General features: G+C 37.8%; 11 protein-coding genes and 1 rRNA gene. 10 read left to right on the top strand and 2 right to left on the bottom strand.

Going from position 1 to position 11,920, the window contains the following annotated elements; all coding sequences use genetic code 11:
- From rrf to C4S38_RS06545, 10 genes are all read left to right on the top strand, one after another.
- Positions 1-90, top strand: a 5S ribosomal RNA gene (gene rrf, locus C4S38_RS06590); the annotation flags it as partial.
- A 213-nt stretch (positions 91-303) separates the two neighbouring features.
- On the top strand, positions 304-1,110 hold the full coding sequence (locus tag C4S38_RS06585) for an alpha/beta hydrolase (protein WP_099463314.1): 807 nt from the start codon (positions 304-306) through the stop codon (positions 1,108-1,110).
- Positions 1,111-1,506: 396 nt separating this feature from the next.
- A complete protein-coding gene (locus tag C4S38_RS06580; protein ID WP_009038145.1) occupies positions 1,507-2,250 on the top strand; it encodes a hypothetical protein in 744 nt (247 codons plus the stop codon).
- A gap of 98 nt (positions 2,251-2,348) precedes the next feature.
- Entirely contained in the window at positions 2,349-2,555 is a 207-nt protein-coding gene (locus tag C4S38_RS06575) for a helix-turn-helix domain-containing protein (RefSeq protein WP_007563585.1), read from the top strand.
- Between the two features lie 14 nt (positions 2,556-2,569).
- Positions 2,570-4,888, top strand: coding sequence for an EcoAI/FtnUII family type I restriction enzme subunit R (gene hsdR, locus C4S38_RS06570; RefSeq protein ID WP_103983053.1), 2,319 nt, complete (start codon positions 2,570-2,572; stop codon positions 4,886-4,888).
- A 2-nt stretch (positions 4,889-4,890) separates the two neighbouring features.
- Complete coding sequence (locus C4S38_RS06565; RefSeq protein WP_103983052.1) at positions 4,891-6,399, top strand: class I SAM-dependent DNA methyltransferase; 1,509 nt, start codon at positions 4,891-4,893, stop codon at positions 6,397-6,399.
- Between the two features lie 15 nt (positions 6,400-6,414).
- Positions 6,415-7,431, top strand: coding sequence for a DNA-binding protein (locus tag C4S38_RS06560; RefSeq protein WP_103983051.1), 1,017 nt, complete (start codon positions 6,415-6,417; stop codon positions 7,429-7,431).
- The gene (locus C4S38_RS06555; RefSeq protein ID WP_103983050.1) at positions 7,424-7,903 is read left to right on the top strand and encodes a Fic family protein; all 480 of its coding nucleotides are present in this window, start codon (positions 7,424-7,426) and stop codon (positions 7,901-7,903) included. The genes C4S38_RS06560 and C4S38_RS06555 overlap by 8 nt, the downstream gene beginning before the upstream one ends.
- A gap of 2 nt (positions 7,904-7,905) precedes the next feature.
- On the top strand, positions 7,906-8,403 hold the full coding sequence (locus C4S38_RS06550) for a hypothetical protein (protein WP_103983049.1): 498 nt from the start codon (positions 7,906-7,908) through the stop codon (positions 8,401-8,403).
- Between the two features lie 15 nt (positions 8,404-8,418).
- Entirely contained in the window at positions 8,419-9,921 is a 1,503-nt protein-coding gene (locus C4S38_RS06545; protein ID WP_103983048.1) for a restriction endonuclease subunit S, read from the top strand.
- Here the strand turns inward: C4S38_RS06545 and C4S38_RS06540 are convergent.
- Together C4S38_RS06540 and C4S38_RS06535 are read right to left on the bottom strand one after the other, a co-directional pair.
- Positions 9,901-10,353, bottom strand: a complete 453-nt coding sequence (locus tag C4S38_RS06540) for a restriction endonuclease subunit S (RefSeq protein ID WP_234999309.1) — start codon at positions 10,351-10,353, stop codon at positions 9,901-9,903. The genes C4S38_RS06545 and C4S38_RS06540 overlap by 21 nt on opposite strands.
- A gap of 104 nt (positions 10,354-10,457) precedes the next feature.
- Entirely contained in the window at positions 10,458-11,879 is a 1,422-nt protein-coding gene (locus tag C4S38_RS06535; protein WP_103983046.1) for a restriction endonuclease subunit S, read from the bottom strand.
- Between the last annotated feature and the right edge of the window lie 41 nt (positions 11,880-11,920).

The raw sequence follows: 11,920 nt of genomic DNA, 5'->3' as shown, positions 1-11,920 counted from the left end.
GATCCACCTCTTCCCATACCGAACAGAGAAGTTAAGCCTCGTCGCGCCGATGGTACTGCGTAACAGTGGAAGAGTAGGTAGCCGCCGTTTTAAAGAAGAGAAGGAGTCCATTCATCTGAGTGGACTCCTTTTTTAGTTTGTGGAAATCCTCACAGTATTGTACTTTGTTTTATTAAATGAGGATATTCTTTCCATTTGCTTTGAATGCTTTGATAATATAGGTGTGTTATGGAAGATATATTAGTATTCCTATTCTGTCTTGTAGTTATTTATTGTTATTTTTGCCGGCAAAAGGAAAGTGCCATGAAAAAGTTTTCACTATTATTGCTGTTTTTATTAGTTCTTCATTTTTCTAATGCTCAGGATACAATTGTTTATCGTGTAGTTAAAGATATTCCATATCATATAACAAATAATCCGTATAGCCAGGAACGTTGTAATTTGGATATTTACTATCCGGAAAATATAAAAGATTTTTGTACAGTTGTCTGGTTTCATGGAGGAGGTTTATCCGCTGGAAGTAAGTTTATTCCTGAGGAATTGAAGAATTGTGGTTTAGCTGTCGTAGCAGTTAATTATCGTTTGCTTCCTAAAGCTTCTCTCTCAGATTGCATAGACGATGCCGCTTCTGCCGTAGCATGGACTTTCAAGGAAATAGAAAAATATGGAGGTAATAAACAGAAGATATTTGTTTCAGGACATTCTGCCGGAGGTTATTTAACAAATATGATTGGTATGGATAAAAAATGGTTGAAAGCCTATAATATAGATGCCGATTCTATTGCCGCTTTAATACCTTTTAGTGGACATGCTATTAGTCATTTTGCTTATCGTCAGGCAAAGGGAATGAAAAATACACAACCTGGTATTGATGAATTTGCTCCTTTATTTTATGTTCGCCCGGATGCTCCTCCTTTGATTATTGTTTCTGGAGATCGTGATATGGAAATGCTTGGTCGTTATGAAGAAAATGCATATTTCTGGCGTATGATGAAGGTTGTCGGACATAAAGAAACTTATCTGTATGAGTTAGGTGGCTATGATCATAGCTCGATGGCATCACCTGCATTTCATATTTTAAAGAACTACATAAAAGATCATTGCCGTTGATAGGATAAAAAAAGAGACCGTTTCCGAATATTCAGAAACGATCTCTTTTTATTATCTATATATGGTATGAGTTATTTTACTTCCTCAAAGATAATCATTACTGAATACCAATACGTTATATATTACTTGGTACAAATATGACTACTTTGCTTCATTTACTCTATATTCAGCCTTAGCAAGAACAGAAAAGCTACCGCTTAAAAACTTTAACTTAGTTTAACCGTGCTGTTTTTGATGATTTCTATTTTCTCTTGTTTTCAGATAGTCTTCGATATTTTCTTTTATTATGCTTTTCTTTTCATAAGCTATTGATTTGCATAACTGTATCTATTTTTTCCTTTCGTTTTTTATGAAAAAGTGTTATACCTTTGCATTGCTAAATAAAAAACAATAGGCATGAAGCAAAAACAATATATACTCCATTCTTTGACAATAGAGGTCATTGCGGTGTTGCTGGCTTCAATGATTGCATTTCAAATATGCAATATGCTTAGCATACGAATGAGTTTGCTTCCGTTCGTTATGGCTGTCGGATATGTGATACTGAAACTTCTATATCATCTTTGCATCTCTATAGCAAGATACATTATAGAAACTCCTTTGTCACATTTGGCATTAGCCGATGAAGTGACAGATAAAAAGACTTCGGCTGTTGCATCCTTACATACCCAAGATTGTGTAGAAGTACAAAAAAGGCGTATGGAATTATTCCATTATGAATACCAGCATGAGCAACAACAATACAAGCAACAAAAAGAAAGAGAAGAAGACGAGAAATTAAATGCTATCCTGAAATATACACGAGACACATTCAAGCGTTTTGATTTGGACGAAACAGAGATTTTCCAAATTTGCGAATCTGTCCGCTATTTTGTGACTAATCGTCAAGTGCTTTCCATGACCGAGATTCATATTAAGAAACATAGTTCGCTCACACAAATCTCTTTAAAGAACTTTGCTTGGAACATCGCTTTCCAATATAATATAGGTGGAGATGTAACTACATCATTTGTGATAGCGACATTTGCCGAATGGTTCACTAACTCCACGTTTGACACCGTAAGAAAGAATCTGCGAACTACAACAGGTCGGCATAAAATTGAAATTGACGAAAATATCCTGTCGAAATACGGTATCTAAGCCATTTTTTCGCTTCCAAATAATAATTATTATCGGAAGTTGCTTATGTTATCAGAGTATTTATATAAATTTGCTCTTGAATTAAAACGTTTTACCTCATGGCTAATTTGAACAGACTAAAAGTCGTACTTGCAGAACAACAAAAAACAGGAAAATGGCTTGCAGAACAGATTGGTAAATCCAATTGCACTGTGAGTAAATGGTGTAGTAATTCTGTTCAACCAGACCTCAAAACCCTTAATGATATAGCTAATGTTCTTGATATTGATGTGAAAGATTTGATTGTTAGCAGTAATAAATCTTAAAACAATTTATTATCATGGAAGTAAACAAGAAAGAACTCAAAGAACAAGAGATACGCACCTTGTTCATTACCCCTGCACTCCAACAAAAGGGCTGGGCTGTAAGCGTAAATATGCGTGAAGAGTATTATTTCACGGATGGTCGAGTACTTGTTGTTGGCAACCAACATTCAGTAGCAGAGGGCAAAAAGGCTGATTATCTATTATACCATAATGGTAAGCCCATTGCAGTGGTAGAAGCTAAAGATAACAAACATGCCGTTGGGGGTGGTATTCAACAAGCTATGGATTATGCCCAAATCCTTGACTTGAAATTTGCGTACTCCAGTAATGGTGATGCTTTCTTGGAACATGACTTTATCACAGGGAAAGAAACCGAAATCAAATTAGAGAATTTCCCGACAGAAGAGGAATTATACAATCGTTATCTTGCATCCAAGAACTATACATCGGATGAACTTAACATAATAGAAACACCGTTTTATTATGATGCCCATAGCCATGAGCCAAGATATTACCAACGTATAGCGGTTGACCGTACAGTGGAAGCCATTGCAAGAGGACAACAGCGTGTACTTGTCGTAATGGCTACCGGTACTGGTAAGACTTTCACTGCTTTCCAGATTATCCATCGTCTCCATAAAAGCGGAGCAAAGAAAAAGATTCTTTATCTTGCAGACCGAAATATCCTCATTGACCAAACAATGGTGCAAGACTTCAAACCTTTCAAGAAGTTTATGACTAAGATAACTTCTGTTGGGGAAGGCGAAGAGAAAATTGACTCCTCATACGAGGTATATATGGCGTTATACCACCAACTGGTTGGAAAAGAGGGCAAGCCAGATCCGTTTTTGGAGGTGCAGCCAAACTTCTTTGATTTGATTATCGTTGACGAGTGCCATCGTGGTAGCGCAAAGGACGATTCTGCATGGCGCAAAGTATTGGAGTATTTCAGCTCGGCTACCCAAATCGGTATGACTGCTACCCCGAAAGCTGATGAAGGAGCAAACAACTTGGATTATTTCGGAGAGCCGGTATATACCTATTCCCTTCTTCAAGGAATCCAAGATGGTTTCTTGGCTCCATATCGGGTTACTGCCGACTTCATCAACGTTGATTTGCAGGGCTGGACTCCCGATGAAGGTGAAATAGATTTGTTAGGAAAGGAAATTGAACAGAAATTATATCAAAGACAGAATATAGGTCGTGACCTTGCCATTAAGTTAAGGCGTAAAGTAGTAGCACACAGGATTACCCAAATGTTATACGACATCGGTCGTATGACAAAGACAATCGTGTTCTGTTCAGATATTGAGGAAGCCGCCGAAATGCGAACACTGCTTATCAATATGAATAGCGATTTATGTAAAAAATCTCCTTACTACGTAACACGCATTGTCGGAGAGGACAAAGAGGGGAAGAAGCAGTTAGACAACTTTATCAGTGTTGACGAGCCTTATCCGGTAATTGTTACTACCTCCGAACTTCTATCTACAGGAGTGGACTGCAAAACTTGTGGCTTAATCGTCATTGATAAAGAAATTGGCTCTATGACGGAATTTAAGCAAATCATCGGGCGTGGCACACGACTTAGAAAAGACAAAGGCAAGTGGCATCTGGAAATCCTTGACTTCCGTAATGCAACGGCAAAATTCAAAGATCCTGCATTTGATGGCGATCCGGAACCGCCAAAAGGAGGTGGTAAAAAGCCAAAGCCTTACAAAATCATTGATACTCCAGAAACTCCCACTGTGTCTGAGCCTCATGAGAAATATGTCATCAATGGTAAAGATATTCGTATTGCTCATGAGATAGTATCTGTTTTGGGAGAGGATGGCAAAACCATGAGAACGGAAAGCGTTCAGTCGTTTGCGAGAAAGCAACTGTTGCGACACTATCAAAGTTTGGATGATTTCGTACAAACGTGGACTGAAGCAGAACGCAAACAGGCGGTTATGGATGAGTTAAAGGAATATGCCATCTTGATAGACGCAGTACGTGAAGCGAATCCTGCATTGAAGGACGCTGACATCTTTGATGTGATATGTCATGTTGCGTTTGACCAACCTCCTTTGACCAGAAAAGAAAGAGCGAACAATGTTAAGAAACGCAACTATTTCGGAAAGTATGAAGGCAAAGCTCGCGAAGTATTGGAGGCTCTTCTTGAAAAATATGCAGAAAATGGCATTCTTGATTTTGAAAAGGCGAATATATTGGAGATACCACCATTCAATAGCATCGGAAAGCCGACTAAAATCATAAAGTTATTCGGTGGCAAAGTCGCTTTTGAACAAGCTATCAGAGAACTTGAATATCAAATATATAAATCAGCTTAAAAATGGCAGTAAACAACATCATAAAGCGAATCCAAAATATCATGCGTCAAGATGCAGGTATCAATGGTGACGCACAGCGAATAGAGCAAATGACTTGGATGTTCTTCTTGAAAGTCTATGATACTCAGGAAGAGACATGGGAATACAAAGATGAGAACTATAAGTCTATCATCCCTGAAGATTTGCGTTGGCGCAATTGGGCAGTAGACGAGAAAGACGGCGAAGCGTTGACAGGAGAAGCATTGCTCTCTTTCGTCAACGAGAAATTGTTTCCTGCCTTGAAAAATCTTCCGATAGATGCCAATACACCAAGAGCCAAAAGTATTGTTCAGGAAACATTTGCTGACTTGAACCAGTATATGAAGAATGGAACGCTTCTGCGCCAAGTAGTCAATATTGTAAACGAAATTGAATTTGACGATGCAGACGACCGTCACACATTCGGAGATATTTACGAAGGTATCTTGAAAGACCTACAATCAGCGGGAAATGCCGGTGAGTTTTATACCCCACGAGCATTGACCGATTTTATTGTGATGATGCTTGACCCGAAATTGGGCGAGACCTTTGGTGACTTCACCAGCGGCACAGGAGGTTTTCTTACCTCTGCTCTTAACTATATGGCTAAAAATGTTCATTCTGCCGAAGATGGAGAAAAGCTGCAAAATGCCGTTGTGGGGCAAGAGTGGAAACCATTGCCGTATTTGTTGAGTATTACAAATTTATTGCTCCATGATATAGAGGCTCCCAACATTGCAAATTGTGATTCGCTTGGAACAAATATCACTGATTTCAAGGAAAGCGACAAGGTGGATGTTATCGGCATGAATCCTCCGTATGGCGGTAGCACGGAAGATAGCATAAAAAGCAACTTCCCGGTGCAATATCGTTCAAGTGAAACTGCGGATTTGTTCATCGCACTTATCATGTACCGCCTTAAAGTTGGTGGTCGATGCGGTGTGATTATCCCTGATGGCTTCTTGTTTGGTACGGACGGAGCTAAACTCGCATTAAAAGAGAATCTACTCCGCAAGTTCAATTTGCATACTATCATCCGTTTGCCGGGTTCTATATTCTCTCCATATACCTCTATTGCAACCAATATTCTTTTCTTTAATAATGAGGCAGCCGATGGCTGCGAAGAAGGGTTCAAGACCAAAGAGACATGGTTCTATCGTTTGGATATGCCGGAAGGGTATAAACACTTCTCTAAAACCAAACCTATGAAGGTGGAACACACGCTGCCTATTCAAGAATGGTGGAAAGATCGAAAAGAAATCATCAATGACGAAGTGGGAGAAAAAAGCCGTGTGTTTACAGCCCAACAGCTGATAGATTTGGATTGTAACTTCGATCAATGTAAATTTCCGAAAGAGGAAGAAGAAATACTCCCTCCGGCAGAACTGCTCAAACAGTATTTTGAGAAACGTGCTGCACTCGACCATGAAATAGACAAAACGCTTTCTGAGATTCAAAAGATTCTCGGTATAGATATAAAATCGTGCAACTGATAATTGTGAAGTGATATGAAAGATTTAACAATCTCAAACATAGAAAGGCAGAATGTACTCAACAATCGTTTTGCGGTTAGTAAAGTACAGGAGCATCTTGACATTGAAGGAATGCTCTTTGAGGGAGAGTATCGCTTTACAAAAAAAATGGTTGCCGATTTCTACGAAGTAGAGGAACGAACCATAGAACGCTACTTGGAAAAACATTCCGATGAATTATCGGCTAACGGATATATTTTATGTAAGGGTAAACACCTGAAAGAGTTGAAGTTGCAATTTGCTCCCGTCATAAATGTCGGGAGCAAAACGACACAGCTCGGATTGTTTAACTTCCGTTCATTCTTAGACATGGGTATGTTGCTTACAGAGAGTGAGAAAGCTAAAAAAGTCCGTAGTCTTATATTGGATTTTGTGATTACCACCATCAACGAAAAGACCGGAGGAGGAACTAAATATATTAATCGCAGGGATGTGCATTATCTTCCTGCTGCAATCACAGAAGAAAACTATCGGAAAAATCTTACCTCTGCCATCAATCAATATGTCGATGGGCATCATACATACAAGTATTCTCAGATTACGGATTTTATCTATAAGGCTGTTTTTAAAGAGAATGCCAAAGAGTATCGGGAAGTATTGAAGTTGGATTCAAAAGACAATGTTCGGCACACGCTGTATTCAGAAGTTCTATTGGTTATATCCTCTTTTGAAAACGGAGTGGGTGCAGCAATCAGTGAACGATTCAAAGAAAATGGTGGAAGGTTGCTTACCGTTGACGAAGTGGAACATATTGTAAACGAACTTGCCGAACACCCTATGCAGAAACCTTATCTGAATGATGCCAGAACCAAAATGGCTTCAAGGGATTTCAGTTTCCGGGATGCGTATCATGGTAATATAGCAGATTACCTGCAAGCTGTTACTCCTGAAGAGTTTGAACGATTCATCGGTGACCAGTCTATTGATTTTGACCGTATCTTAGCTGATAACAAAGATGTGCTTAAACGCTTAAAGCAGGCAGAAGATGAGTAAGAAAATTATTTACATAGATTACGATGAAGCCTTAAACATCTATGGCAAAATGATTGATGCCAGCGATGGTGGTTTTGAAGGAGTGCGTGATGAAGGTGGTATTCGTGCAACATTGGATTTTGTGCAAAATGATTTATACTATCCAACCTTTGCCGACAAACTAACCTATCTGATGTATAGATTCTGTTCCGGGCATTTCTTCAATGATGGGAATAAGCGTATTGCATTGACTTTAGGCGCATACTTCTTACACAAGAATAACTACTACTGGCACGCTTGCATCTGTATGCGTACATTGGAATCTATCATTTACCATGTGGCAGCATCGAATATCGACCAAGATTTGTTGCTGCGTATCGTCAATAGCTTTTTGACAAGTAAAGACTATGACGAGGAACTGAAAATAGATATTGCCAATGCCATGAGTAAGGGCGAATTAGGAATACAAGGCGAAGATTACGAACAAGATTAAATATGAAAACTATAAAAATTATATTATTACTGTTTTGTATTATTTTAGGACTCAACGCTAAAGCACAAACAGTAGGTTATACTTATAAAGCACTTGCAGCCGAAGGTTGCAATATGAAGTACAGTGTAGCTAAGCAAGACACCATTTATTCGATAGTAGCTACAGTGCGTTCAGACAGAATGAATTTTCTCGCTGAACCAACTATGAAAATTCGGACATTCACAGGTAAATATCTTGAATTAAGAGGAACTGTGATTGGGAATGGAAGTCAATCTGCTGGTGTTATAAGTGGAAATATTGTAATCCCCGTCACAGAAATAAGTTCTACTGCTCAATTCAGAATTACTCCACAGCAGTTTGAAATCTTGAATGAAGGTGTGGCAAAAATTCGGTTGTCTATGACACCTATGAATCATGAACGTATCTTCAAAAAAGACAAGATAGGAAAAAAGTTATATCAGTTCTATCTGAAGGAAAAACAAAAAGACGAAAACTTCTAAGTCAATTAGAATAAAATGAACGGTAAGCAATTAAAAAACAGCATACTCCAGTGGGCGATACAGGGGAAACTTGTACCGCAAGACCCTAATGACGAACCGGCATCGGTACTTCTTGAACGTATCAGAGCTAAAAAAGCCCGACTGGTCAAGGAAAAGAAAATCAAAAAAGACAAAAACGAATCTATCATTTACCGTGGTGACGATAATTCCTATTATGAGAAGTTTCTTGCTACGGGAGAGGTGAAGTGCATTGATGACGAGATTCCGTTTGAGATTCCAAATGGGTGGGAATGGACACGCATTGGCAACATCTTCAATCATACAAGTGGAAAGCAGCAAAGTGGTAGTAATAAGAATGGCGGAACACCACAGAAATTTATTACAACATCCAATCTATATTGGGGAAATTTCATTCTTGACAATGTAAAAGTTATGAATTTTACAGAGGAAGAAATAAAAACGTGTTCTGCTACAAAAGGCGATTTGCTTGTTTGTGAAGGTGGTGCAGGTTACGGTCGTTCTGCAATTTGGAACTATGATTATGATATTTGTCTTCAAAATCATGTCCATAGATTACGTCCATGTGTAAATGGCATTTGCGAATATGTATATCACTTTATCTACCTATTAAAAGAAAGCAATAACTTAGCTTCAGTAGGAACTGCAATGCCTGGACTTTCAGCGAATCGCTTAAAAGGATTATTATTACCGTTTCCCCCTCTTCCCGAACAAAAGAGGATTGTTGCCAAATTAGAAGAACTCTTGCCACTTATAAAAAAATATAGCGAAGTACAGGACTGCTTGGAAGAGTTGAATATTTCAATCAATGATAAGCTAAAGAAGTCTATTCTCCAAGAGGCAATACAGGGAAAACTTGTTCCACAGATTGCAGACGAAGGTACAGCACAAGAATTACTCGAAAAAATACGGCAAGAGAAATTGCAACTTGTCAAAGACGGTAAACTAAAGAAGTCTGCCTTAACCGATTCTATAATCTTCAAAGGTGATGATAACAAGTATTATGAGACGATAAACGGAAAACTGATTGAAATTGAGTTACTTTTTGAGTACCCAAATAATTGGACTGTCTTACGATTGAAGGATATATGCCAACTAACGGATGGAGAAAAGAAACTTGGAAAAGAGGTTTGTCTGAATGCTAAATATCTACGTGGCAAATCATCTGCGACCATCATTGAGAAAGGTCGATTTGTGTTAGCTGGCGATAGTATCATTTTGGTGGACGGTGAAAATTCAGGTGAAGTATTCTCTGCTCCAGATGATGGGTATATGGGGAGTACATTCAAACAACTATGGCTTTCTTCTGTCATGTGGAAGCCTTATGTATTGGCTTTCATTTTGTTCTATAAATCGGAGCTAAGGAATTCAAAAAGAGGTGCGGCTATTCCGCACCTCAATAAAGAGTTATTCTACAATCTGCCTATTGGTATTCCACCTTTAGCAGAACAGAAAAGGATAACTCAACGCATTGACGAATTATTTCAGTTGCTCAAATAGTTTTTCTATTTGGGCAACAATGCGTTGCTGTTCTTGCAGTGGAGGTAATGGTAACAATATTTCTTTTACTTTTGCAATACTTACACCACCTATGATGCCTGTCTTATATTGATTAAACATATCTAAGAATATTGGAGATTGCAGATAGTAGTATACATATTTGCTTATTTCTGTATATGCTGCAAAGCAGCATAGTTTATTACCAAAACATACATCCTGATTTAATACAGCAATTTTTTTTCCAGCGCTTCCACCTTCAATACACATCAACACCGAACTTTTAGGAGCAATCCTAAAAGCTGATTCATGCTGTTCGGGAATCGCAACCCCATTATTGTATGTAATCCGATTTTTTAAATCAACATCCTTAGTCCCAATATAATAGCGCCCTTTTACATTAGTGAACTTCGACTTCTTTTCGGCTTCACTAATGCTATTACCAGTATATACGTTTGCGATACAAGAAAGTCTTGTCCATATCCAAGTACTAGGTATATTAAAAGGAACTTCCTCATCAATACAGCGACTTGTATTCCCTATCTGCTCATAATACTTGCTATTGCTTTATTGGCTACTTTGCATATCCTATGTTGTTCTAAAACTGGTGGAATTGGGATAAGGATGTTCCCAACTTTTTTTACTGATATGAATTCAAAGGTCGTTTTTCCTGCTAAATCATGTAGTATTGGTTCCAATGTTTTCGCAAATAAAAACAAAAACTCATCGTTGACAATACAACGATACTCTTCTTTAACAGTTAAAGCATTAAATTGCTGATTTGTTGTGGTAGGAATCATAGTCATGGCGCATTGACCAACAGAAGCGGTGCAACATAACAATACACTTCCAGCTCTTACAATTCTATCCTTATTGACTGCTAATTCCGTGATTTTTTTAGTTGTTTCATAAATATATTCCCCTTGTTTACGAATATCTTCAACTGTAAACCAATTAATGTTACCATTTTTCCAGAATTTAAGTTCTGTTCTTAATGGGGTAAAGCCATTTGTGATATTACAGAGATTATTTAGCCTTATCCAACACCAAGAATCGGGTATTTCAAACGGAATCTCATTAGTAATATCTTTTTCAATTTTACCATTCTTCTCCCAATACTTGTTATCATCACCTTTATAGATGATGCTATCGTTAAGTGCAGCCTTTTTCAATTTGCCTTCTTTAACAAGTTTCTGTTTCTCCTGCTGTATCTGTTCAAGTAATTCTTGGGCTGTTCCTTCTTCTGCTATTTGTGGAACTAACTTGCCTTGAATAGCTTCTTGAAGAATTGACTTTTTTAAACTATGCCATATTTCTTTATTTATTTGGTTGAGTCTATTTTGACTATTTCCATATTGATAAATATATGGGTATAATTGATTTAATTTTATAACAATGCGTAGTTGTTCTTCTTGTGGTGGAATAGGTAACAAGCAGTGCTTAATAATGAGTTGATTTATGTTGGGATCTTTTCTTGAACCTGCTGCAAAATCCATCCAAAATGGTCTTTGATATTCAATAAAAGTATGGATGTAATCCATATTACAAAATCCATTAGGCTGGATGGCACATACAGATTGATTTATAGTTGTATCAAAATGCAAGATACAGTGTTTGCCTATTGTCCCAGCACCACCGTACATTGCAACACACACTGAGGTTTGGGGTAAAATAGAAAGGTTGTAGTCGATAACTGCTTTCGAGGTTATTTGTATTTCGGTTTTGTTCAAAATTCCATTGTTCAAGTCTGTTGTACGTACCCAATTGATATTGCCATTTTTATAATAATCTGGATTCCTACTTAATGGCGTAGAACCACTTGTTGTTTCAAAAATATTGCCAATTCTTTCCCATTCCCACCCCTGCGGAATCTCAAACGGAATCTCCTCATCAATGCATTTTACCTCTCCTGTAGCGATAAACTTCTCATAATAGGAACTCAATGAATTAGGCAATACCATACATTATTATGATAACGAATTGTTTAACTAATAATGTATCT

Origin of the sequence: Parabacteroides chinchillae (assembly GCF_900108035.1) — a bacterium.
Lineage (GTDB): Bacteria > Bacteroidota > Bacteroidia > Bacteroidales > Tannerellaceae > Parabacteroides > Parabacteroides chinchillae.
Note: the sequence above shows the minus strand (reverse complement) of the source record. Positions and strands in the feature narration are given on the sequence as shown.